This is a genomic window from Pseudomonas sp. P116 (genome assembly GCF_020149425.1).
GTDB classification, from domain to species: Bacteria; Pseudomonadota; Gammaproteobacteria; order Pseudomonadales; family Pseudomonadaceae; genus Aquipseudomonas; species Aquipseudomonas anatoliensis.
This window is the reverse complement of sequence record NZ_JACVHB010000004.1, coordinates 147,088-171,218: the sequence shown is the minus strand read 5'-3', so window position 1 is coordinate 171,218 and position 24,131 is coordinate 147,088. Positions and strand designations below refer to the sequence as shown.

24 protein-coding genes are annotated in these 24,131 nt (G+C 57.6%); 12 read left to right on the top strand and 12 right to left on the bottom strand.

Annotated features, from left to right (window positions below; genetic code table 11):
- Positions 1-9: 9 nt before the first annotated feature.
- From argR to acs, 7 genes are all read right to left on the bottom strand, one after another.
- Positions 10-990: a transcriptional regulator ArgR gene (argR, locus tag ICA15_RS15110; protein WP_042560546.1), complete on the bottom strand. Its 981-nt coding sequence runs from the start codon at positions 988-990 to the stop codon at positions 10-12.
- A 244-nt stretch (positions 991-1,234) separates the two neighbouring features.
- The gene (locus ICA15_RS15105; RefSeq protein ID WP_003227281.1) at positions 1,235-1,999 is read right to left on the bottom strand and encodes an ABC transporter ATP-binding protein; all 765 of its coding nucleotides are present in this window, start codon (positions 1,997-1,999) and stop codon (positions 1,235-1,237) included.
- 27 nt (positions 2,000-2,026) lie between these two features.
- Positions 2,027-3,139, bottom strand: coding sequence for a M14 family metallopeptidase (locus ICA15_RS15100; RefSeq protein ID WP_210554084.1), 1,113 nt, complete (start codon positions 3,137-3,139; stop codon positions 2,027-2,029).
- A gap of 1 nt (position 3,140) precedes the next feature.
- Positions 3,141-3,839: an ABC transporter permease gene (locus tag ICA15_RS15095; RefSeq protein WP_042560548.1), complete on the bottom strand. Its 699-nt coding sequence runs from the start codon at positions 3,837-3,839 to the stop codon at positions 3,141-3,143.
- On the bottom strand, positions 3,836-4,525 hold the full coding sequence (locus ICA15_RS15090; protein WP_007912702.1) for an ABC transporter permease: 690 nt from the start codon (positions 4,523-4,525) through the stop codon (positions 3,836-3,838). Before ICA15_RS15090 ends, ICA15_RS15095 begins: the two co-directional genes overlap by 4 nt.
- Before the next feature lie 91 nt (positions 4,526-4,616).
- Positions 4,617-5,390: an ABC transporter substrate-binding protein gene (locus ICA15_RS15085; protein WP_150604287.1), complete on the bottom strand. Its 774-nt coding sequence runs from the start codon at positions 5,388-5,390 to the stop codon at positions 4,617-4,619.
- 688 nt (positions 5,391-6,078) lie between these two features.
- Positions 6,079-8,034 carry an acetate--CoA ligase gene (acs, locus tag ICA15_RS15080; RefSeq protein WP_150604288.1) on the bottom strand — a complete coding sequence of 652 codons (1,956 nt, stop codon included), beginning with the start codon at positions 8,032-8,034 and terminating at the stop codon, positions 6,079-6,081.
- A 450-nt stretch (positions 8,035-8,484) separates the two neighbouring features.
- On the opposite strand from acs, the gene ICA15_RS15075 reads away from it, so the two are divergent.
- The 5 genes from ICA15_RS15075 (at position 8,485) to ICA15_RS15055 (ending at position 13,499) form a co-directional block, all read left to right on the top strand.
- Entirely contained in the window at positions 8,485-8,745 is a 261-nt protein-coding gene (locus ICA15_RS15075) for a DUF2790 domain-containing protein (protein WP_150604289.1), read from the top strand.
- Positions 8,746-9,296: 551 nt separating this feature from the next.
- Complete coding sequence (locus ICA15_RS15070) at positions 9,297-10,547, top strand: ribonucleotide-diphosphate reductase subunit beta (RefSeq protein WP_150604290.1); 1,251 nt, start codon at positions 9,297-9,299, stop codon at positions 10,545-10,547.
- Positions 10,548-10,898: 351 nt separating this feature from the next.
- Positions 10,899-11,432: a Bro-N domain-containing protein gene (locus ICA15_RS15065; RefSeq protein WP_210554085.1), complete on the top strand. Its 534-nt coding sequence runs from the start codon at positions 10,899-10,901 to the stop codon at positions 11,430-11,432.
- A 113-nt stretch (positions 11,433-11,545) separates the two neighbouring features.
- Positions 11,546-12,259: an HNH endonuclease signature motif containing protein gene (locus tag ICA15_RS15060; protein WP_210554086.1), complete on the top strand. Its 714-nt coding sequence runs from the start codon at positions 11,546-11,548 to the stop codon at positions 12,257-12,259.
- Positions 12,260-12,509: 250 nt separating this feature from the next.
- Positions 12,510-13,499 carry a hypothetical protein gene (locus tag ICA15_RS15055; RefSeq protein WP_210554087.1) on the top strand — a complete coding sequence of 330 codons (990 nt, stop codon included), beginning with the start codon at positions 12,510-12,512 and terminating at the stop codon, positions 13,497-13,499.
- Positions 13,500-13,502: 3 nt separating this feature from the next.
- Here the strand turns inward: ICA15_RS15055 and ICA15_RS15050 are convergent, their stop codons facing one another.
- The 3 genes from ICA15_RS15050 to ICA15_RS15040 all read right to left on the bottom strand — a co-directional run bounded on the left by ICA15_RS15050 (position 13,503) and on the right by ICA15_RS15040 (position 16,370).
- Positions 13,503-14,699 (bottom strand): hypothetical protein, encoded by a 1,197-nt coding sequence (locus tag ICA15_RS15050; protein ID WP_210554088.1) that lies wholly within the window; start codon positions 14,697-14,699, stop codon positions 13,503-13,505.
- Between the two features lie 132 nt (positions 14,700-14,831).
- On the bottom strand, positions 14,832-15,506 hold the full coding sequence (locus ICA15_RS15045; protein WP_210554089.1) for a DUF6933 domain-containing protein: 675 nt from the start codon (positions 15,504-15,506) through the stop codon (positions 14,832-14,834).
- Positions 15,507-15,554: 48 nt separating this feature from the next.
- On the bottom strand, positions 15,555-16,370 hold the full coding sequence (locus ICA15_RS15040; protein WP_210554090.1) for a sulfite exporter TauE/SafE family protein: 816 nt from the start codon (positions 16,368-16,370) through the stop codon (positions 15,555-15,557).
- A gap of 112 nt (positions 16,371-16,482) precedes the next feature.
- Here ICA15_RS15040 and ICA15_RS15035 point away from each other — a divergent pair, with 112 nt between their 5' ends.
- Both ICA15_RS15035 and ICA15_RS15030 read left to right on the top strand, forming a co-directional pair.
- Positions 16,483-17,283 (top strand): AraC family transcriptional regulator, encoded by an 801-nt coding sequence (locus ICA15_RS15035; protein ID WP_210554091.1) that lies wholly within the window; start codon positions 16,483-16,485, stop codon positions 17,281-17,283.
- Between the two features lie 60 nt (positions 17,284-17,343).
- Positions 17,344-17,661: an XRE family transcriptional regulator gene (locus ICA15_RS15030; protein WP_210554092.1), complete on the top strand. Its 318-nt coding sequence runs from the start codon at positions 17,344-17,346 to the stop codon at positions 17,659-17,661.
- A gap of 140 nt (positions 17,662-17,801) precedes the next feature.
- Here the strand turns inward: ICA15_RS15030 and ICA15_RS15025 are convergent, their stop codons facing one another.
- Positions 17,802-18,857 (bottom strand): MBL fold metallo-hydrolase, encoded by a 1,056-nt coding sequence (locus ICA15_RS15025; protein WP_210554093.1) that lies wholly within the window; start codon positions 18,855-18,857, stop codon positions 17,802-17,804.
- A gap of 217 nt (positions 18,858-19,074) precedes the next feature.
- Between ICA15_RS15025 and ICA15_RS15020 the strand changes: the two genes are divergently transcribed.
- From ICA15_RS15020 to ICA15_RS15010, 3 genes are all read left to right on the top strand, one after another.
- Complete coding sequence (locus tag ICA15_RS15020; RefSeq protein ID WP_210554094.1) at positions 19,075-19,683, top strand: TetR/AcrR family transcriptional regulator; 609 nt, start codon at positions 19,075-19,077, stop codon at positions 19,681-19,683.
- A 304-nt stretch (positions 19,684-19,987) separates the two neighbouring features.
- Complete coding sequence (locus ICA15_RS15015; RefSeq protein ID WP_210554095.1) at positions 19,988-21,307, top strand: methyl-accepting chemotaxis protein; 1,320 nt, start codon at positions 19,988-19,990, stop codon at positions 21,305-21,307.
- Positions 21,308-21,494: 187 nt separating this feature from the next.
- Positions 21,495-22,025: a DUF1003 domain-containing protein gene (locus tag ICA15_RS15010; RefSeq protein WP_210554096.1), complete on the top strand. Its 531-nt coding sequence runs from the start codon at positions 21,495-21,497 to the stop codon at positions 22,023-22,025.
- Here the strand turns inward: ICA15_RS15010 and ICA15_RS15005 are convergent, their stop codons facing one another.
- Positions 22,026-22,904, bottom strand: coding sequence for a LysR family transcriptional regulator (locus tag ICA15_RS15005; protein WP_224450884.1), 879 nt, complete (start codon positions 22,902-22,904; stop codon positions 22,026-22,028).
- Between the two features lie 190 nt (positions 22,905-23,094).
- On the opposite strand from ICA15_RS15005, the gene ICA15_RS15000 reads away from it, so the two are divergent.
- Both ICA15_RS15000 and ICA15_RS14995 read left to right on the top strand, forming a co-directional pair.
- Positions 23,095-23,793, top strand: coding sequence for a CTP synthase (locus ICA15_RS15000; RefSeq protein WP_210554098.1), 699 nt, complete (start codon positions 23,095-23,097; stop codon positions 23,791-23,793).
- Positions 23,793-24,098, top strand: a complete 306-nt coding sequence (locus ICA15_RS14995; protein WP_210554099.1) for an antibiotic biosynthesis monooxygenase family protein — start codon at positions 23,793-23,795, stop codon at positions 24,096-24,098. Before ICA15_RS15000 ends, ICA15_RS14995 begins: the two co-directional genes overlap by 1 nt.
- The last annotated feature ends 33 nt before the right edge of the window (positions 24,099-24,131 follow it).

The following is a 24,131-nucleotide window of genomic DNA, read 5'->3' as shown; positions in this document are numbered from 1 at the left end:
TGAGGACGGTTAGCCGCGCTCTGACGGCACCGACGACAATTCGAACGGGCTGCTGCTGCGCCGCTGGTTGCGATCTTCCCGCGGCGTGGCACCGAAGAAGTTGCGGTAGGCGCTGGAAAAATGCGGCCCCGAGGAGAAGCCACACGACAGGCCGATCTGGATGATCGACTTACTGGTCTGCATCAACATTTGCCGGGCCTTGTTCAGGCGCAGTTCCAGGTAGTACTGGCTCGGCACGCGGTTGAGGTATTGCTTGAAGATCCGCTCGAGTTGCCGACGGGACACGCACACGTGCTGGGCAATTTCGTCGGTGGTCAGCGGTTCTTCGATGTTGGCTTCCATCAGCAACACGGCTTGCGTGAGCTTTGGATGACTGGAGCCGAGGCGATTCTGCAACGGAATGCGCTGACGCTCGCCGCCCTCGCGGATGCGCTCGACCACCAGTTCTTCCGAAACGGCACCGGCCAACTCTGCACCGTGATCACGGGCCAGCAATGCCAGCAGCAGATCGAGCACGGACATGCCGCCGCACGCGGTCAGGCGATCACGATCCCAATCGAACAGATGACTGGTGGCGATGACCTTCGGAAAGCGCTCGGCGAAATCGTCCTGCCAACGCCAGTGCACCGCCGCGCGGTAACCGTCGAGCAAACCCATTTGCGCCAACGGGTACACACCGGCGGACAACCCACCAATCACGCAACCGGCACGCACCAGTTGCTTGAGCGCACTGCTGAGTGCCGGGGCCAAGGTCGTCGGCGGCTCGTCGGCGACCAGAAACAGTTTCTGGAAGTTTTCCAGCTTGCCGGCCCACGGTTCGCCGGGTAATTGCCAGGCGCCGTCGCTCGGCGGCTCGGCCTGCAAGAACGACAGTTCGTAGACCACGTCCGGATGCACACGCTGGGCAACACGCAAGGCCTCCTCCGCCAGCGCCAGCGTCAACGCTTTAGTGCTGGGCCAAATCAGGAAACCAATTCGATGGGCAGTCATGGGTGGGCGATCCGAAACGAACAACGGTGATGAAGGCATGGGCCAATGCTAGCCCGTAAATGAACACAAATCCTGAAACTGCGCAGATCAAATGTAGGAGTGAGCCTGCTCGCGATGGCGGTGTAACAGTCAACATGATTGCTGTCTGAACCACCGCGATCGCGAGCAGGCTCACTCCTACAAGGGATTTGCCTAGGTCTCTAGGTCGCGAAGCATGACCTAATATGGTGCATAACAGCAGCGATTACTTGAGGCTACCCGACAAGAATTGCTGCAAACGTTCCGATTGCGGATTGACCAGCACTTCGCGCGGGTTACCGCTCTCCTCGACAACACCTTTGTGCAGGAACACCAACTGGTTCGACACTTCACGGGCGAAGCCCATTTCGTGGGTGACCACCACCATGGTGCGGCCTTCCTGAGCCAGCGCCTGCATTACCTTCAACACGTCGCCGACCAGTTCCGGGTCGAGCGCCGAGGTCGGTTCGTCGAACAGCATCACTTCCGGCTCCATCGCCAGCGCACGGGCAATCGCCACACGCTGCTGCTCGCCACCGGACATGTGTCCCGGGAACGCGTCTTTGCGATGCGCCACGCCAACCTTGTTCAGGTAGTGCTCGGCTTTCTCGCGGGCTTCGGCCTTGGAGACGCCGAGCACATGCACTGGCGCTTCCATGATGTTTTCCAGCGCGGTCATGTGCGACCACAGGTTGAAATGCTGGAACACCATCGACAGGCGCGAACGCATGCGTTGCAGCTGTTTCGGATCAGCGGCTTTCAGCGCGCCGTCCTTGTTGGCGACCAGTTTCAGCTCTTCGTTGTTGAGCAGAATTTTGCCCGCGTGCGGCTGCTCGAGCAGGTTGATGCAGCGCAGGAAAGTACTTTTGCCGGAGCCACTGGAGCCGATGATGCTGATCACATCGCCGGCTGCCGCTTTCAGGGAAACACCCTTGAGCACTTCGTGACTGCCATAGCGTTTATGCAGGTCTTGGACTTCAAGTTTGTACATGCGGTCGGTTCTCACAAAAACAGTCAGTCAGTCGTTGAGCAAGCGCCCGTGACGCAGCGCTTCGCGCCCCGCCACCTTGGCCAGCCAGAAACCGGGTTGGGCATAGCGCAGCCGTTCAATGGCAAACAGCACCCCGGACGTACCAGCACATACCGTGCTGACCCGATCGGACACAGGGTCGATCACTTCAAAAATCTCGTCACCGGCTTCAACCCACTCGCCGGGTTTACGCAGAAAACTCACCACACCCGGGTGGGGCGCGAACAGCAACTCTGTGCCTTCAAACGGCATGCCTTCGCACGCTTCGTGCGCCGCATTCGGCCACTCGCCGGTAATCAAACCTTGCTCGGCGAGGAACGCCAGAATGCCTTCAGCATACCCCTCGGCCTCGGCGCGGCCGGTGTCGGCCTGCCCGCCCAGCTCAATCGTCGTCGCCAGGCACGCCAATGGAATCTGCGCATCGGGGAACTGCCGCGACAGACGCAACCACGGCAGCGAACACGCTTCGTCGAAGGAGCTGCCGCCGGAATCTTCCGCCAGCAGACCAACCTTCACATTCAGATGCGCGGCCAGCGAACGCCACTGCGGCCAGTGCTGCGGCAGCGCGTACATGTGCAGTGCGGCTTCGGCGTCGCAGTGCAAGTCGAGCACCACATCAGCGTTGCAGGCATGGCTGAGCAAAACGCGCTGCATGCCTTGCAACTGGCTGCTCGCCGCAGGCAACGCCGCCAAGTGATCAGCCATCGCCTGACGGATCAGGCGAACGTTGGCGTGTGGATCATCATCGAGGCTGTCGGCCAAAGCTGCCGCAACCGGCGCGCTCAGCTCAACGAAATCTCGGTTGAAATTCTTGCCGCTACCCGCCTCGAAACGGCCTTGGTGATTGCCTTGCAGCAACTGCCCGAGACCCAGCGGATTGGCCACCGGCACCAGTTCGATCACGCCGTTGAGCAAGCCCTTGGCTTCGAGTTCGCCGAGGCGCTTTTTCAGCTCCCAGGCGGTGCGCATGCCGGGCAATTCGTCAGCGTGCAGGCTGGCCTGAATGTAGGCCTTGCGCTCGCCTTTGCCGAAGCGGAACACCGAAATCTTGCGCTCGCTGCCCAGATGGCTCCACGGTAATACGTGATCGATGCGTTCCATATCAGTGCTTCCGCGGGGCCAGGTAGCTCAGCCAGCGGCGCTCGGCCAACTTGAACAGCTTCACCAGAATGAAGGTCAGGCACAGGTAGAACACGCCAGCGGTGATGTACGCCTCGAACGGCAGATAGAACTGCGCGTTGACGGTACGCGCCGCACCGGTGATGTCGATCAGGGTCACGATGGACGCCAGACTGGTGGTCTGCAGCATCATGATCACTTCGTTGCTGTACTGCGGCAGCGCCCGGCGCAGGGCCGACGGCAACAGGATGCGTTTGTACAGTTTGAAGCGCGACATGCCCATGGCCTTGGCCGCTTCGATCTCACCGTTCGGCGTGGCCTTCAGGCTGCCGGCGATGATTTCAGCGGTGTAGGCGCTGGTGTTGACCGCGAATGCCAGACACGCACAGAACGTCGCGCTGGACAGCCACGGCCAGAGGAAGCTCTCACGTACTGCCTCGAACTGCGCCAGACCGTAGTAGATCAAAAACAGTTGCACCAGCATCGGCGTGCCGCGAATCACGTAGGTGTAGAGCCACGCGGCGCCGTTGACGACCGGGTTCTTCGAGACGCGCATCAGGCCCAGTGGCAACGCTGCCAGCAAACCGAAAAACAGCGAAAACGCGAGCAATTTGAGGGTGGTCACCAAACCGCCGAAGTACAGCGGCAGAGCCTCCCAGATGACGTTGTAGTCGAAGATCATAGATCAGCCGCCCTTACGCCTACCGAGTAGCGCTTCTCAAGTTGACGCAGTATCAGCAACGACACGCTGGTGATCACCAGGTACATCGCCGCCACTGCAAGGAAGAAGGTGAAAGGCTCGCGGGTGGCATCCGCCGCCTGCTTGGCCTTGAACATCATGTCTTGCAGACCGACCACGGAAATCAGCGCGGTGGCCTTGGTCAGTACCAGCCAGTTGTTGGTGAAGCCCGGAATCGCCAGACGAATCATCTGCGGCACCATCACCCGGAAAAACACCTGAAAACTGCTCATGCCGTACGCCATGCCGGCCTCGGCCTGGCCTTTGGGAATGGCCATGAACGCACCCCGGAAAGTTTCCGACAGGTACGCACCGAAGATGAAACCGAGGGTGCCGATACCGGCGGCCAGCGGATTCAAATCGATGTAATCGTCATAGCCCAGCATCGGCGCGACGCGGTTGAGCAAGTCCTGGCCACCGTAGAAGATCAGCAGGATCAGCACCAGGTCGGGAATGCCGCGGATCACCGTGGAATACAGATCGCCCAGCCAGGCCAGCCAGCGCACCGGCGACAGGCGCAACGCGACACCGATCAGCCCGAGAACGATGGCCAGGGCCATGGAAGACAAGGCGAGCTGAAGCGTCAGCCATGCGCCATCGAGGATGACAGCCCCGTAGCCTTTCAACATGATTCAGGTCCTCGAAAGTTGGGATGAAAAAATGGCGCAAACCTCAGAGATCCTGTTGCTTGCGCCATTTCGGACTTGTCGCAGAGACGTATTACTTGCCGTAGATATCGAAGGCGAAGTACTTGTCCTGGATTGCTTTGTATTTGCCGTTTTCACGGATGGCCGTGATAGCGGTGTTGATCTTGTCTTTCAGGGCGTCGCCCTTGCGCACTGCGATGCCTACGCCGTCACCGAAGTATTTGACGTCGGTGAAGGCCGGGCCAACGAAGGCGAAACCTTTGCCGGCGTCGGTTTTCAGGAAGCCGTCATCCAGCAGGGTTGCGTCTGCCACGGTGCCGTCGAGGCGACCGGCGGCCACGTCCAGATAGATTTCGTTCTGCGAACCGTACGGCTTGATCTCGGCGCCCAGCGGGGCCAGGACTTCGCGGGCGAAACGCTCGTGGATCGAACCACGTTGCACGCCGATGTTCTTGCCCTTGAGCTCAGCCAGACCTTCGCTGACCTGAGTACCGGCCTTCATGACCAGGCGGGCCGGAGTGTTGTAGTACTTGTTGGTGAAGTCCACAGACTTCTTGCGATCATCAGTGATCGACATGGACGAAAGGATCGCGTCGATCTTGCGCACTTTCAGTGCCGGGATCAGACCGTCGAACTCTTGCTCGACCCATACGCACTTGACCTTCATTTCTTCGCACAGGGCGTTGCCGATGTCGTAGTCGAAACCGACGATGCTGCCGTCCGGCGACTTCGACGCGAACGGAGGGTAAGCCGCTTCGATACCGATTTTCAGAGGTTTTTCATCTGCGAAGGAATTCAGCGACAGCACGGACAGTGCCAGGGCGCCAAGCAGCACAAGTTTCTTCATCTTGGGACTCCATCGGTAAAGGGCAAAAACGGCAGAGTGAGCGACAGCCCAATATGCGAATGGGTGAAACGGGAAATCGGTTGCTGCATCGGTGGGAAATTTCCCATTGAAACCGTCGCAGGTTTCAACGTCAGCCACGATGAGCGGGTGATCGGCATTCTAACGACAGGCCCGAAGCCGATATTTCTTCAATGCGACAACTAATTACAGATGCACAGAGAAACCCGCTTGAGCACATTGACAGCCCTGCAATTTCATGCAAGAGCGAACGATTGTGAACCGATCTATGCTGCAAATTGCGGGCCTATTATTCGCAAACCCTTCTAATCCGGCAAGCGCAGCGTTATGTCTTATTTTTCACCGGGTGCTTTAGGGCTCTAAAACGGGGCGATGCGTTTCCCTATGCCCCGGTTCGGCGCAAGCGGTTACACATTCGGTTACGTGGATCTGACCCGGTAACAGTGGGAAATGTCTTACGGGGGAGATCGATAATTATTGGCTGGGTGATTCAGAATCAAAAGATCGCAGCCTTCGGCAGCTCCTACATTGACCGCGTTGCCACCCCTTTCGCGGATGAACGCCGAACCTGTAGGAGCTGCCGAAGGCTGCGATCTTTTGATCTTGCCTCCACAAAAAAGCCCCGCCCGGCATACGCCGAGCGGGGCTTTCAGCTTTTCAGACCCGCCGCTTACGCAACATTCATGGTCTTGTGCGTATCAATCAAATGCTGCACCACTCCCGGATCAGCCAGGGTCGAAATATCGCCCAACCCGTCGTATTCCGCCGTAGCAATCTTGCGCAGAATCCGGCGCATGATCTTGCCCGAACGGGTCTTCGGCAGCCCCGGCGCCCACTGGATCACGTCCGGCGAAGCAATCGGCCCGATCTCTTTACGCACCCAGTTTTTCAATTCCAGACGCAATTGCTCGGTCGGTTCCTCGCCATTCTTCAACGTGACATAAACATAAATGCCCTGCCCCTTGATGTCGTGAGGCACACCGACCACCGCTGCTTCAGCGACTTTAGGGTGAGCAACCATCGCGCTTTCGATCTCGGCGGTGCCCATGCGGTGGCCAGACACGTTGAGCACGTCATCCACGCGCCCGGTTATCCAGTAGTAACCATCGGCATCACGACGTGCGCCGTCACCGGTGAAATACATGCCGCGGAACGTCTTGAAGTAGGTGTCGACGAAGCGGTCGTGGTCGCCATACAGCGTACGTGCCTGACCCGGCCACGAATCGAGAATTACCAGATTGCCTTCGGCCTCGCCCTCGATAATGTTGCCAAGGTTGTCGACCAGCGCCGGCACCACACCAAAGAACGGACGCGCTGCCGAACCCGGCTTCAGCGCATGCGCACCCGGCAACGGGCTCATCATGTTGCCGCCGGTTTCGGTCTGCCACCAGGTATCGACGATCGGGCAACGCGACTTGCCGACATTCTTGTAGTACCAGTCCCAGGCTTCCGGATTGATCGGCTCGCCCACCGAACCCAGCAGACGCAGGCTGCTGCCATCAGCACCTTCAACGGCTGCCTGACCCGAGGCCATCATCGCGCGGATCGCGGTCGGCGCGGTGTAGAGGATGTTGACCTTGTGCTTGTCGACGATCTTCGCCACCCGGGTGATGTCCGGATAGTTCGGCACGCCTTCGAACAGCAGCGTGGTCGCGCCATTGGCCAGCGGGCCGTAGACAATGTAGCTGTGGCCAGTGACCCAGCCGACGTCGGCGGTGCACCAGTAAACTTCGCCCGGGCGATAGTCGAACACGCGCTCGTGGGTCATCGCCGCGTACAGCAAGTAACCGCCAGTGGTGTGCTGCACGCCCTTCGGCTTGCCGGTCGAGCCAGAGGTATAAAGGATGAACAGCGCTTCTTCAGCGCCCATCTCTTTCGGCGCGCAAACGGTGCCCGCCACTTTCATCAGGTCTTCGTACCAGATGTCGCGATGCTGGTTCCACTTGATGTCGCCACCAGTGCGCTTGCACACGATGACTTTCTGGATGCTGCTGGTTTCCGGATTGGTCAGCGCGTCGTCGACGTTGGCCTTGAGCGGGATCTTCTTGCCGGCACGGATGCCTTCGTCAGCGGTAATCACCACTTTCGATTTGCAGTCGATGATGCGACCGGCCAGCGCTTCCGGCGAGAAACCGCCGAACACCACCGAGTGAATCGCGCCGATCCGGGTGCAGGCCAGCATGGCGACCACGGCTTCGGGAATCATCGGCATGTAAATGGTCACCACGTCGCCGCGGTGTACGTCCTGGCCACGCAGGGCGTTGGCGAGTTTGCACACTTGCTCGTGCAATTCGCGGTAGGTGATGTTGCGGCTCTCGGCCGGGTCGTCACCTTCCCAAATGATCGCGATTTGATCGCCGCGCTCGGCCAGATGACGGTCGAGGCAGTTGTAGGAAACGTTCAGCGTACCGTCGGCGAACCACTTGATGTCGACATGGTGATCGTCGAACGACGTCTGTTTCACCGTGGTGAAAGGTTTGATCCAGTCGAGACGCTTGGCTTGCTCGCGCCAGAAACCGTCAGGGTTGACGACCGACTGCTGGTACATGGCTTTGTAGGTCGCCTCGTCAGTCAGCGTGTTAGCCAGAACCTCGGGACGAACGGGATACAGAGAAGCCGCACTCATCTTTCCTACCTCGGTGTAATAGTTGTTTTTGTATGACCCTGTTGTAACGGGGCGGGGGCCATAGAACCATTCGACGATGGTAGTAACAAGCCCTCGCCCCCCCCACCACACCCCCTGCAGGAGCTGCCGAAGGCTGCGATCTTTTGATCTTGCTCCTGAAAGGCAACGTCAAAAGATCGCAGCCTGCGGCAGCTCCTACAGGGGAATCGCGGTGGCTTTCAGCGATTGTTACCAAATCTGCCAAAAGTGTTTATCAAAACCCCCTCTGTTTACCCCTGCCCTACCTCCCTAAAATTCACCTCGCCAACAAGGCAAAGCGATTAACAACGTTACAGCCCCCACGAAGGCCGTTAATCCAGTTCTCCAAGTAATGCATCAACTACTCAAGCTCCACACGCAACCCCAAAAAGGTTGCGTGACCCCACTCGACCTCAAAAAGGTAACTTTGAAATGAAAGCTTTATTGGTTCTGGCCCTCAGCAGTCTGTGCGCAACCGCCATGGCAGACGAGGTCCCGACTGATGTCGCACAGCAACAACCGATCATCGAGGAATACACTTACTCGACTCACCTGGACATCGCCAACGTTGTATCGATGAGCGAGATTCCAAATGTCTGCGAAGTAGTACCGGCGAAAATGGAGTACGACGACTCCAAAGGTCAGCGTCATATCCTGCGTTACAGCGTGATGGGCAACGGCTGCACCAATTGATGATTGAGACTGCACCGAATTGAACCGCTCAGCGCAACATCGAGGGTCAATTCCAGCCCGACTTCGGTCGGGCTCAGTTGTGTCTGAGAGTGCTCAAAAGGCTTGCAAAACACTAGATGTAGTAAAAATCGAGATTTTTTGCTCGTTTTTTGACCAAATCGACATTCGCGAGATATTTCCGAAAAAAAATCTTCGCCCGGCAAAGCCCCATAAACCCTCGCTCTGACCGAAAAACCGCCCCTCTCGGCCGTTCTGTGAGCCGATTCGCCGCACCACGCGCGTGAAAATTTCCCTATAATGCCGCCCTATAGCGGGCCTGCAATATCCCCTTACAGGGAGAACAGCCAGTCTGAAGCCCCGCAGCAGCGTCCAACGTTGCCTGCGCCCATCAGAGGCTCTCGGAACCCCGTACAAATTTCTGTTTGATGCCTGCGTATAGCTGCTGCAAAAAACGATTCCTTTAGATCCAATGCGGCCAGTACGGCCGTGTGAAAAACCAACCTTTCAGTTTTCACACGGGCATCTGGCCCTCACGCAGGAGACGACACGTCATGCTGAGCTGGGACGAATTCGACAAAGAAGACAGTGAAGTAGCCGTGGCAAAAGGCGCAAACGCCGGCCACGCCACTGAAGCCAACATGGACCGCCTCGACAGCGCCGGCGGTGCCGCCGCCCTCGAAGCACGCGCCGTGACGGCCAGTGACTCGGCTGCCGTGGCCCGCGCCAAGGCTGCACTGAACTCCCTCGACGTCGCCGAAGGCCTCGCCGAACTCGAAGGCGCCTCCGCCCGCGTCGCCGTTGACGAAAAGCGCATGATCAACTGCCGCGCCGACCTCAACCAACTCGTGCCATTCAAGTACGACTGGGCCTGGCAGAAGTATCTGGACGGTTGCGCAAACCACTGGATGCCGCAAGAAGTCAACATGACCGCCGACATCGCCCTCTGGAAAGACCCGGAAGGCCTGACCGACGACGAGCGCCGCATCGTCATGCGCAACCTCGGCTTCTTCTCCACCGCCGACTCCCTGGTTGCCAACAACCTGGTCTTGGCCGTGTATCGCCTGATCACCAACCCGGAATGCCGCCAGTACATCCTGCGCCAGGCGTTCGAAGAGGCGATCCACACCCACGCCTACCAGTACTGCATCGAATCGCTGGCCATGGATGAAGGCGAGATCTTCAACATGTACCACGAGATCCCATCGGTCGCGAAAAAAGCCACCTGGGGCCTGAAATACACCCGCTCGATCTCCGATCCGAAGTTCGAAACCGGCACCGTCGAAACCGACAAAGAGTTGCTGCGCAACCTGATCGCCTACTACTGCGTTCTGGAAGGCATCTTCTTCTACTGCGGCTTCACCCAGATCCTCTCCATGGGCCGCCGCAACAAAATGACCGGCGTCGCCGAGCAGTTCCAATACATCCTGCGCGACGAATCCATGCACCTGAACTTCGGCATCGACGTGATCAACCAGATCAAAATCGAAAACCCACACCTGTGGGATGCCGAAATGAAGGAAGAAGCGACCCAGATGATTCTGCAAGGGACTCAGCTGGAGATTGAATACGCGCGTGACACTATGCCTCGCGGGGTGCTGGGCATGAACGCGGCGATGATGGAGGACTACCTGAAGTTCATCGCTAACCGTCGTTTGTCGCAGATCGGCCTTAAAGAGGAATATCCAGGGACGACTAACCCGTTCCCTTGGATGAGCGAGATTATGGACTTGAAGAAAGAGAAGAATTTCTTTGAGACTCGCGTGATCGAATACCAAACTGGTGGTGCGTTGAGCTGGGACTAACTAATAGTCTCGCTCGCCACGATTTGACGATTGCTGCCTGAGTCGACAAGTCGAGAAAGCAAAAAGCCCCGATCTGATCGGGGCTTTTTTATGGGCGATTAGTAAACCCTTTCACGCCTACGCCACCGCGCTCAATCTCCTACAGCACTTACAGCCGCTTCCCATTGAAGCCTGCTACGAGCACTACTAAGCTCTATCGCAGGTGCCTAAGAAACGCCCAACGTAGAAAGCTTGGTCAGTGACACAGACGCGTAATTCGTCGGTGGCAACGGCTCTGCTCGTTGGGATTTCTTATGTCCGCTCTACGTTGGGGTCAGGCCCTCCCAAAATCTAAACGTAGAGGTCATAGATATGTCTGATCCATGCTCGATAACAGTCTTCTCTCGCCACAACCTTTCTCTGCATGCCCTTCTACTGGAAAACCAGCCATGGTTCTCCGCCCGGGATGTTGGCCGTTTGATGGGCTTCCACCTGAATGATCGGGTGGTCAACAAGCTAGATAACGATCAACGCCGCGTCATGTGGATTGAGTACTTTCGAGAACCTGAACAGCATCTGATGCTCAGTGAATCTGGGGTGTACGCGCTGTTGGTTTATCACTACGTTCCAGGGAATCGGTTGTTGCGTGAGTGGCTGACCAATGAGGTAGTGCCAACCTTGCGCGACGCTGCAGATTCGGGAGATTCGAATCGGCCAATGTTGAGCTTGTTGGATTGGCCGGAGATGTCTTTGAGTTTGCTGCATTGGCAGGATGAGGGCTGGATTCGGCTGCGGGATATGCCTTACCTGTTGAACGATCAAAATCCACGACGAGCTTCGGTAGAGAAACCCTGGTGGCGAAGGGTTACACAGGTGTTTCAGTCTTCGAAGCACTCGATGGGCTAGAGATGGTTTTGTAGGATCGCGCAGGATCCGTCGCTTTTTTCTGTAGGATTTTTCGTAGACAGATGTGATGGCCACTCAGTATCGTCCGAGGGTTTTCAACCCTCGGCGACTGTATGGACACGGAAAAAAGTAATAGCGATTGGAGTGAGGTCGAGATTCAGGCGGCAGTCGATGCCTATCTCAAGATGCTTGCACGCGAGCAGAGCGGCCAGAAATTCGTCAAGACTGAGGAAAATCGAATCCTGCGTGAAGGCCCGTTAGCCGGTCGGACTAAAGGCTCTGTCGAGTTCCGGATGCAGAACATTTCTACCGTGTTGGTCGAAATGGATAGAAAGCGTATTGAAGGCTACAAACCTGCCAAGAATGTTGGTGCGAATGTAGCGCGTAGCATCCGTAAGGCACTTGACGCTTCTACCGTTCTGACACTTGAAGATTCTGATCCAACGGCGGACGAAGAATTGCTCGAGCAACGCGCGGCTAAATTTGAGCAAAAGCAATTTGATTACGTCCCCAAAGGGATAAAAACACCTATCCAAACGACCTCCACTAGAAAGGTTTACTTTCGCGATCCTGAATTGAGGGGCTGGGTTCGTCAGCAAGCCGATGGAAAGTGCGAAGGTTGTGGCAGAGCAGCCCCATTTGAAAAGGATGGGAAACCGTTTTTAGAAGTGCATCACGTCAAGCACCTGTCGCAAAAGGGTTCGGACCTTGACACGAATGTTGTGGCGTTGTGTCCCAACTGTCACCAACGTTGCCACCATTCGGACGACAGAGCGGAATTCACTGCTTGGCTTTATGACAACGTTGGAAGACTCGAAAAGGAATAATTGCAGTTTGTCTGGCTAACCCCATTTGCTGGATTTGGGGCAGCTTCGCTGCCCATCGGGGATAAATCCCCTCACCACAATTCAATGTGTTGCTGCTGGGTGGGTGTCTGGATTCGAGATTAGGTTGATCCCACCAATCGCCAGCAGGCTGGCTCCCACAGATTCCGCATCATCCTGAAAACAATCAGTGCAACCCGCGCCACCTCCCGCTATTAATACCCCTCCCCCACTCAAGGATCCGAGCCCCACCATGAAATTCGATCTCGCCTACTGCCTCAGCCTCGACGACAAGTTGTCGATCTATGATGTTCGCGATCTCAATTTCGATGAGACGGTGGCGTTCGATTCTGCGAAGGAACACTTCCAGTGCCCCAACGATGCCTGCCGCTCTGCGTTCGAGGCCTCCAATGAGTTGGGTACGTTCAACGCCAAGAACGTGAATTACGTGCGCACGCCGCACTTCAAGAATCTGCCCACTACGCAGCATGTGGCGGGTTGTCCGTATGTGAGTTTGAAAGCTTCAGCGTCTGGCGTTGAGACAGCGGATGGCGAGGTGGATGACGGTCGTGAGGAACACTTCCCATCAGAGTTGTTGCTGACCCGGCGTGAGTATGTGCGCAAGCCTGTCGCGCCAGCGGGAGCTGCGGATGTGTTGCGCGATGATCCGGTACGAGTGACGGCGGACAGTGGTAAGGAATCAGCGAGTCGTGAGACGGCGCCGGACAAGACCAGTGTGTTTACGCATCCGGTGGAGTGCTTTGTTTCGAACTTCGCGGACAAGGATTTGCTCAAGCGGATGCCGTTGAAGGTCGGCGAACACTCGGCGCCGTACAGTTCGTTCTTCAAGAAGATTGAGTATCTGACGGACAACAAGGGGCTGATTTACTGGGGGCGGATCAAGAAGATCGAGGACTTCCACAGTGGCGCCAGTTTCCGGATCGATTTCGTGGACAAGGTCTGGTTCAAGAAGCCCGAGGACAGTAAGAAGAAGCCGTACCCGGTCAGTGTTTATCTGAACAAGAAGCTGATCGACAACTACCGCAAGCGCAAGGCGTTTCTGGAGGAGATCAAGCACGCTGCTGATAGCGACAAGGCGTTGTTCTGTTTCTTCTATGGTGTGACGCCGGAGTTGAAGCAGGTGCCGGGCAAGAAGAACCCCGAAAAGCCTTTCGAGGTCTTCAATGCCAATATCGAGAACCTGGATCACTTCATTATTCGTGAAGCACCGGGTCTGGAGTGACGGTTAGCCCTGGGGCAGTTGCAGTTTGACGGCGCCGGGGTGTTGTTTGACTAGCGAGTACGGCAGGATCGACCAGTCGGGTGAATCGCAGGCGCGTTCTACGCGGGCGAAGTACGCGCCCAGGTACAGACCTTTTTCGGTGAAGTGCCAGTTGGAATAGCTCCAGTTGTCTTCATTGGTGAAGTCGCAACTGTCTTCATCTCCGCCTGCCGGTTTCTTCATTTCATCCGGGTACAGCGCGGCGAATTGTTTGACCAGCCATGGTTTGAATACTTCGCGCTGATACTTTGAGCGCGCTGCGTCTTCGGCCTCGGTCAAAGGCTGGTCACCGCCTCTGTAACGATCGGCGTGAAGGATTGGCTGGCCCTCGCCCACCCAGAGCACGTCTTCGAGCGACAACGGGTGACCGGTTTTCACATCGATATTAAGTGGGGAATCGCCGAAGTCCGGATGCGCGCCGCCGCAGTCGTAGCTGGTGGAAACGTTCAGGCTGATCACACTCGGCGAGATAAACGTCGGGGTGACGTCCTGGAGGAATTCGGCATAACCTCGACCGCGCAACTGGCAACCGTAGTAACTGATGGCCTCGTCCCACAAGCGCCCGAGCAACTGCTGGTTAACCCGTTGCAGATCTTCTTTGGGCAGACCGGATTCGATGCTGAACATGGACATCTTGGTATCAGGCTCTTCCCACCATTGCAGGGTGTAGCCCATGAAGTCCTGTTTTTTACCGGGTTTGAGTTTCAGCCCCTGTAGCCGTAGATATTCGTAAGGCTCGCTCTTGGGCAACTTGGCGATGTAGGGCAACGCATTCGCTGGCACTTCGGGAAGTGGCGTATCGGTGACCAGTACGGGCAGTTTTTTGCCTTTCGGGTTTTGCCATTCGCCCTTCCAGCCGCCATCAATATGTTGCAGTTTGAGGGTCGGTAACGGCTTGTCCGGCTCCATACGATTGCTGCCCTCTGTGAGCACCAGGACGTCGTTTTTCAACGTGCCGTTGAGTTCCAGATCGCGGTGGAATTTCTCGTAGAAGTAGCGACCGGTGACTTGCTCTGGGTCACTGGTGTCGACTTCGAACACGATCGGCATTTTGCCCAACGTGCCGGTGAATACCAGCCGATTATCTTCGGCGTGCGCGGTGGAAATCAGTGTGAACAGCGCAGCGGCGTATGGCGCCAGGCGCAGCAGTCCCTTGAGCATGGATCGATCCCTGAATCAGTCGGTGGTTGCGCCTGAGGTTTGCACACCGGCGCGCAGAAAGTCGGGGCGGATTATGGCGAGGCTAAACCAGAGAATCGAGTGCAACCGCACATTTCGGCCTCACCCTGGCGCTTAATGAAAAGCTTCGATCTCTCGCCACGCCACCAGACGCCGCTCCAAGGCACTTTCGATACCCGACTCATTAACAGCGCAATATTCACGTAACCAGTGAGCGACCATTTCAACATTCGGCCAGTACATATCTTTCTGACCTTTGCTGCGTCTGGGCGTGTCATTCATCGCGGCATCGAAACCAATGGCTGCACGTTCACCGTGTGGTAAACAGCCCCACTCAGTTGCACTGCCCTGGAAATACCAGGCGATTTCATCAATGTGTTTTTGTGCGCTGCGATGGCTGCGCCGATAAAACCTGTACTCGCGACAGCCTTGATTCATACGCTCCGGCATGATGCCGGCATCGACCCAATCCATAAGACCGTGGTTGATCGCATCGCGGATCAACCCTTCACGCCAGCGATCTGCAAACCAGGCAACAAAACCTTCTGCGTCCGCCTTTTTCGCATCGGCGAAGACCATGCAGTAACGGGTTTTCACATGGATAACAAACAATACGTGCTTACGTTGCACAGTGACCGCATGGACTAGCCACTGCTCTACAGAACGGCTGGCCTCGTCATCTTCGATGGCCGGCGACGGTGGTTTGTTGTCCACCGGCGTAATCTTTTTGCCCTTATGGACGCGGCTGAAGAACTTGCTGGCAGCTTCGGTGCAATTGAAGATCAACATCCTGGTTCTCTGCTAAGACGGCTAACTTGAGCTGAGCCGAGTAATCACTTATCTGATCACCATACCCAGCATCACGACTATCAACAATCCAACATAAACCCATGCATGCACCCGATCCGGTATCCGCCCGATCCATCGCGTCGCCAATCGAATCCCCAGCAACGAACCCACCGTCAGCAACGCAAACGCCAGCAGATCCACATACCCGATGAACCACGGCCCGAGATCTGTCTCGCTGAAACCGGCCAGCGCCATGTACGTCAACGTTCCCGCCAGTGCCACCGGCACGCTCAACGGATTAGCCATGGACGTCGCCTGGGACATGCTCAAGCCGCAACGGCGCAGTAGCGGCACGGTCATGACGCTTCCTCCTACGCCAAGAAACGTCGCGATAGCGCCAATGCCTACACCGCCGCCGGACGTTTCCACCCTGCCTAATCGGCGTAGGACTGCGCCTTCGGTGTGTGTGAGAAATCCGCGTCGCAGCAGGCAATCAACGATGGTCACGCCAAGGTAGGCGATGAACGCATAGCGGATCACTTCGCCGGTGACCCACACCGCCGCTACCGCGCCGATGATTGCGCCCAATCCGATGAACCCGCCCAACGGCCACAGGTAATCCCGAATGAGATTGCCGGCGCGGCGGTGTTTGTCGGTGGCGATCAGTGCGTTGACGATCATCACGCAGGTCGAAGTGGCGACGGCGATGTGCATCGCTGATTGGCCGATGGGGTCGTCGGCGCCGTGGCTGGCGGTGAGCATTCGGTAGAGCAGCGGCACAACGACGAAGCCGCCACCGAATCCAAAGAGCACCGCGGTGACGCCTGTGAGGCAGCCGAAGAGTGTCAGCAGGAGATAGAACATGGTGGGTCGTCCGGTTGTGGGGAGCGGTCGACGATAAAGCGACAGGACTTGGCCTGCTTCAGCAAGTCAGCCAATAATGTTTGCGTTTACGCCAACCACTGAGCACCACTTGATGCGCAACGTTTCGATCAATCTGCTGGATGACACGCCGCGCCCAGTGGTGGCGATCGGTACGGATTATTCCCACGGCCATCTGTTGCCATTTCATACGCATCGTCGAGCGCAATTGCTCTATGGCGCGACGGGAGTGATGCAGGTCAGCACCCATGACGGCAACTGGGTGGTGCCGCCACAACGGGCAGTGTGGATTCCGCCGGGAGTGGCGCATGAGGTGTTGATGCTTGGGGTGAGCACTCGCAGTTTGTACATCGAACCGGGTGCGGTTGATTTGGGCGAGCGTTGTCAGGTGATCGATGTGTCACCGCTGATGCGCCATCTGCTCATGGAAGCGGTGGAGATTCCGCTGGCCTACGACCCGAGTGGGCGCGACGGTGCGCTTATCGATTTATTGCTGCATGAACTCGTGCGCAGTGCGCCATTGCCCTTGCACATTCCTTTACCGACTGACGGAAAACTACTCGCGCTGTGTCAGAACTTTCTGCATCAGCCCAACGCCCACCAGTCGCCACAACAGTGGGCCGACCAGTTACACATAAGCTTACGCACCTTCAACAGAGTGTTTCGCCAGCAGACCGGAATGAGCTTCAGCGAATGGCGGCAAAGGGCCTGCGTGGTGCTCGCGTTGGCACGGTTGGCGGCGGGTGAAGCGGTGACGCGAATAGCCCTGGACTTCGGTTATGAGAGCTCGGCAGCGTTCTCGACAATGTTCCGGCGCATCCTCGGTCAGCCACCGTCCGTCTGGTTGGCGGCGACAAATCAGGCCAAATCTAAAAATGCGTTTGATCCCGGCTGAAAACAACTGTACAAAAACACAGTACATTTTCAATCAGCACTCTTGAGCCCGGAGCACACCATGGCCTCTCTTGCGATGAACCACATCCTCGAACGCATTGCCCTTTTCCAGTTCACCCCGACGCACTGCGTGCAGGCCAGAGTAATGCTGGGCTGGAGCGTGGAACAGCTATCGCGGGAGGCTGAAGTTTCGGTAGGCGACATTCAACGGTTTGAAGCGCAGCAAGAGGTGGCGGATGCGGCACGTCTGGCGTTGGCGTACCGGTTTGAGTCGCGGGGGCTGGTGTTCTTTCCCGGGTTTGCGCCGGGACGGAGTGCGAGTTTGAACGGGGTGGCTGCGGAATCAGTGGGGCGTGGGGATTTTGCGATGGCTGAGTGAGCGTTTGCTGAGTAAGCAGTTGTGGTGAGGGGATTTATCCCCGATGGGCCGCGACGCGGCCCCCAAACAAGGGCTGCTGCGCAGTCCATCGGTGATAAATCCCCTCACCACAAGACTCATTCAGCATTCACTCATTGGGGTCAGGCGTTCTGAACCACCCCCTCACTCTCCCCTTCAACCCCCAACCACCAGGCATTGCCACGCTGCGGTTGCGTGATGTTGAAGGCCTCACCCATTTGCGGCGTGGTAATCGAAATGCTGCGCTCCCAGGCCAGCGCCAGAATGCGGTCGAACGGTTCATGCCAGGCATGCATCGCCAGGTCGAAAGTGCCGTTGTGGATCGGGAATAGCCAGCGGCCTTTCAGGTCGATGTGGGCTTGCAGGGTTTGTTCGGGTTGCATGTGCACGTGGGGCCATTCGACGTTGTAGGCGCCGGTTTCCATCAAGGTCAGGTCGAACGGGCCGAACTGTTCGCCGATGCGTTTGAAGCCGTCGAAGTAGCCACTGTCGCCGCTAAAGAAAATTCGTGTGTCGCCGTCGATCATCACCCATGACGCCCACAAGGTGCTGTTGCCGTCGAACAGGCCACGACCGGAAAAGTGCTGCGACGGAGTGGCAATGAAGCGGACACCGGCGATTTCAGTACCTTGCCACCAGTCGAACTGGCGCACCTTGCTCGCGTCGATGCCCCACTTGATGAGCGTGTCGCCGACGCCCAGCGGGGTCAGGAACAGATTGGTTTTGACCGCCAGCCTGAGCACCGCCTCGTAATCGAGGTGGTCGTAGTGGTTGTGCGACAGGATCACTGCCTCGATCGGTGGCAACTGGTCGAGGCTGATCGGTGGTTGGTGGAAACGCTTCGGGCCGGCCCATTGCACCGGCGAGGCGCGTTCAGCGAAGACCGGGTCGGTGATCCAGAATTTGTCCTGCAGCTTCAGCAACAGGGTCGAGTGTCCGAGGCGATAGACGCTGTGATTTGGCGCTGCCAGCAGATCTTCACGGGTCAGCGGTTGCACCGGTATTGCCGCGGCAGGTCGGGTGTTGCGGGGTTTGTGGAAGATCATGTTCCACATGATCCGCAGCATTTTGCGCAAGCCTTCGCGTTGCACCGGCGCATGATTGCGGAACAGCCCTTGGTCCTGTCGAGAGGCTTCAGGCGTGGATGTTTTATCCGGAACGGAAACTGGATTGGCCATGACTGAGTGACTCCAGAAAACCCGCGCTATTCACGGTTTTCCTCGGTGGGACGATAAATGGCCAAAGCACGCACGCATCAGCCGAACTGTCTGGTTTTTAGGTTACGAGGATTAACGCAACATTACACCGATCGGTGTAGTTTCCTAGGTTGCATCAAAGTCGACGACAAGTAAACTACCAAGTGTAATTTCATCTCTCACCTGCCGAAGCGTACTTATGACAGCTCCACAGCGCCTCACCGACCGCAAACGCGAAGCCATTATCCAAGCGGCGATTGCGGAATTCCGTGCCAACGGTTTCGAGATCACCAGCATGGACAAAATCGCGGCGACTGCCGGCGTGTCGAAGCGCACTGTGTACAACCATTTCCCCAGTAAAGAAGAGCTTTTCGCCGAAATTCTCAACCAGTTGTGGGCGCGGATCAGCGCAGAGCAAGTCATTACGTACAGCGCGAATCAGCCGTTGAGCGAGCAATTGCGGCAGATGTTTCTGGCCAAGTTGCAATTGATGGCCGACGACAATTTCCTCGGACTCGCACGCGTAGCGATTGCTGCAACCATCCACTCTCCAGAGCGTGCGCAGGATATGGTCGCGCGCATGGGAGAGCGGGAGGAAGGCCTGACGGTGTGGATTCGTGCCGCTCAGGCTGATGGCCGGTTGAAACCCGTGGATGCAGATTTTGCTGCGCAACAGGTGCACGGACTGCTGAAGTCATTCGGCTTCTGGCCGCAGATTTCCATGGGCCAGCCGCCGCTTGATGCCGAGAGACAGAACACCGTCGCGGAATCGGCGCTGGAGATGTTTCTGGCGCACTATCAGCGCTAGATCGACCTTCCCCTGCAACAGCACAACAGCTGATCGACATCGATCATTTCAAGCTCATCAATGACAGCTACGGCATATCGACGGCGATGCCGTGCTGCAATAGTTGAATCGCGAACCGGCATCTGAGCACATTCGTACAATTTCGAAACAGCAGTTTCTTGTACAGAACCTATAAGTCTGTATAAGATTCGTCGGCCAGCCTGGATGCTGGCACTTTGCAGCCAATGCCAATAACCCTCAGCTTGGCCTGCCCCCGCGGAAACAGGGACAAAACCCAGTCTTTCCCTACTTCCAGGTATGCGCCATGTTCTTCAATCGCCATAAATCCGCCCTCGACGACCTTCAACAGACCCTCACTCAACAGAACGGCTTGCTCGATGCAATCAACCGCTCAATGGCGGTGATTGAGTTCGATCTCGACGCCGTCGTGTTAAGTGCCAACGACAACTTCCTCAAGACCATGGGTTACCGCGCCGAACAAGCGATCGGCCAACCCCATCGTCTGTTCTGCACGCCTGAGTTTGGCCGCAGTGCTCAGTACAGCGAGTTGTGGTCACGCCTGAAAAGAGGTGAGTTTCAGTCCGGCACGTTCGAACGCATCAATAGCAAAGGCGAGTCGGTCTGGCTCGAAGCCAGTTACAACCCGATCAAGGATGCCGCCGGACGTGTGGTGAAAGTGGTCAAGTACGCGATGGACGTCACGGCCAAGGTGCAGCAGGAAAGCGAGGTCAATGCCAAGTTGGAGGCGATCGACCGGGCGATGGCGGTGATTGAGTTCAACCTCGACGGCAGCATTATCACGGCCAACCAGAACTTTCTGACGCGCATGGGTTACACACTCGCCGAGCTCAAAGGCAAACATCACCGTTTGTTCTGCACCGCAGAATTGGTCAACAGCAGCGCTTATCAGGATTTCTGGCGACGGTTGAATCAGGGGGAGTTCTTTCAGGGCCAGTTCGAACGCGTCGACAAGCGCGGCCAGACCGTTTGGCTGGAGGCCAATTACAACCCGGTTTACGACGCCTCCGGCCGTTTGTGCAAAGTGGTGAAATTCGCCTCGGACGTCACCGCTCGGGTCGAACAACACGAGCAAGACGCGCGCAGTGCCAGCGCCGCCTATCACATCTCGGTCGAGACGCGGAAAGTCGCCGAACAAGGCACTCAGGTCATTCAACAAGCGGCCAGCGAAATGCGCGAAATTGCTGAGGACATTGCCGCGTCTTCGACGCTGATCGCCCACCTGGGTGAACGCTCGGAGCAGATTACGGCCATCGTCAACACCATTCGCGCGATTGCGGACCAGACCAACTTGCTGGCGCTCAACGCTGCCATCGAAGCGGCGCGAGCCGGTGAACAGGGCCGTGGTTTTGCGGTGGTGGCCGATGAAGTGCGGCAACTGGCGGCGCGTACCAGCGGCTCCACAGCGGAAATTTCCAACATGATCGGTTTGATCCAGAGCGAAACCCGCCAGGCGATCAAGAGCATGGACGGCACCCGCGATCGCGCGGCCCAAGGCGTGGAACTGGCGGATCAGGCGGGTACGGTGATCTTGCAGATTCGTGACGGCGCCAGTGAAGCGGTGCAGGCGGTGAGCATGTTTGCCAATGAGCGGGCGCCTGGCTGATATCCGTGTATCGCCGGTAGTCCGAGTCGCGGCCATCGCGGGCAAGCCCGCTCCCACAGGTTAAGCGGTCGTACACAAAATGTGTGGTCGACTCAATCCCTGTGGGGGCGGACTTGCCCGCGAAGAGGCCGGCTGCCACAACGCAGAGCTATAGTGACGGCACGTCCGAAGTCCTGCCGAGCACACCATGAACAACGAAAAACCCGAAACATCCCCCGCCCCCATCGATCACCTGCGCTTCCACCGCCCCCACGCCCACCTGAACACGACCTTCGGTAACGACGCCTTCGCCTTGCGCGCCGAAGCCTTCGCGCGGTTCTTCGGCACGCCGCTGTTCCTTGGCGCGCAAACCTTGATTGTTGCGGTGTGGATCGGCCTGAACGTTTGGGGCGTGACTCAATTCGACGTCTACCCGTTCATCCTGCTGAACCTGGCCTTCAGCCTGCAGGCGGCCTACGCCGCGCCACTGATCCTGCTCGCGCAAACCCGTCAGGCCGCGCGCGACAAGGCGCAGGCCGACGCCGATGCGCAGCACCGTGAAGCGCTGGCACAGGCCAATACCGAACGTCAGGCTGAGGCGGCGAAGAATTCCGCGCAATTGCTGGCGTTGCTGGAACAAAACACCCGACTTACCGAAATGACGAAAAACCTCACGGAGCGAATCGAAGGCCTGACCAGCGAGTTGCACGCGCACATGTGCCAGAACCCACTGCGTTGATCAGGCTAAACGCAACGCCCGCCCCAGTTCATCGAACAGTGTCACCACCGAGCGCAACGCCCGACAATCCGGACGCGTCAGCAGCCACAGCGCCGTGTCATAGCCGTGCAACGGCTCGCTCAGCGCCTGCAAATCATCGTTGATAAGAAAATCCGGCAACGCCGCCACGCCGAGGCCGGCGCGCACCAGTTCCGTGACCGACAGCATGCTGTTGCAGCGATATCCCGGGGTCACGCCGGGCAAATGCTGGCGGCGCCAGGCGATGGTCGGGTGATCGGGAAGGAAGTCGTCCGGAGCGATCCAGGTCAGTGCAGCCAGATCCGCCGTATCGACGTTTTGCAGATAACCTGCACTGGCGCAAACCCTGTAGGAAACCTTCGCCAATTGCCGTCCGACCAGGTGCTCTGGCGGTGTACGCGTCAGACGCAAGGCGATGTCGGCATCGCGACGGCTGAGGTTGGCGAAATCGTTGGAGGTGCTCAGCTCAATGGTCAGCGCCGGATAGTTGGGCATGAACTGCGCCAGCGCCGGCAGCAGCAAACCTTGCAACACTGAATCGGTGCAGGTGAGCCGCACCGTACCGCTGATCACTTCGCCGCCCTGCTCCACACCGATCCGCGCCGCGTCGAGTGCCTGCTCTGCGCGTTCAGCCTGCTCGGCCAGCGTCTGCGCCAAAGTTGTGGGCAAGTAACCGGCGCGACTTTTTTCGAACAGTTGCTGACCGAGCGCGGCTTCGAGACGGCGGACGGCGCGGAACACCGTCGACACATCGACCTTCAACAGCTGCGAAGCGCGGGCCAGAGAGCCGCCGCGTACCAAGGCGAGGATCAGCGCCAGATCCGGGTAATCGAGTCGATAGTGCGCGGGTGCATTGATCACTTGGGGAAACGCCAATATTGAGTGCGTGAGCGCCAATCTATAGTGACCACCACCCTGTGGCGAGGTGATTTATCCCCGATGGGCTGCGAAGCGGCCCCAAAGAAAAGAAGAGACGACTGCTGTGCAGTCGGTCGGGGATAAATCCCCTCGCCACAAGGGCTCTTCACTTTCGTCACACAAAGGAAATCCCATGGACGCCATTTCCATTGCCCTGATCGGCGATTACGACCCGCAAGTCACTGCCCACCAAGCCATACCTGTGGCCCTTGGTCTGGTCGCCGAACACCACCATCGCCACGTGCAATTCGAATGGTTGGCCACCGATCAAATCCACGCTGATACACCCTTAAACAGGTTCGACGGTTTCTGGTGTGTGCCTGCCAGCCCTTACAAAAGCGAAGCTGGCGCGCTCATGGCGATCCGTTTTGCCCGCGAACAACAACGCCCTTTCCTCGGCACCTGCGGCGGTTTTCAACATGCGGTACTGGAATTTTCCCGCAATGTGCTGGGCTGGACGGATGCTGAACATGGCGAAACCTCGCCCGACTCCGAAAGAGCAGTGCTCACACCCCTTACCTGTTCGCTGGTCGAAGCCGTGGACAGCATTCATCTACTGTCCGGTTCGTTGATCGTCAAGGCGTACGAAACGTCGGAGATTCATGAAGGCTATCGCTGCCGCTTCGGTGTGAATCCGCAGTTTGAAGCGCAGCTTTTAGAACATCAGCTACAGGCTGTGGGTCATGATTCGGCCGGGGATTTACGGGCGATCGAATTGAAAAACCATCCGTTTTTCGTCGCAACGTTGTTTCAACCGGAACGCGCGGCACTCAAGGGACAGATGCCACCGCTGGTCCGAGCATTTATTGAAGCCTGCGCGGAGCCACGTTGATGACGTCTTGTTTTGCGGTGATTTTTACCTCGACCCGTACCGAGGGTGACAACGGTTATGCCAAAGCGGCTGAGCGCATGGCCGAATTGGTGAGCGAACAGCCGGGTTTTCTCGGTGTTGAGTCGGTTCGAGGCGCGGATGGCGTCGGGATCACGGTGTCGTATTGGGAGAGCGAAGCGGCAATTCTGGCGTGGCGGCAGCATCCCGAGCATCGGCTGATTCAGCAGCGTGGGCGGTCGACCTGGTATTCGTCGTTTCATACGCGGGTGTGTCGGGTGGAGCGTGAGTATCGGTTTGGCCAGTGAGTATTGCGGTGTACTCACTGGCCCCATCGCTGG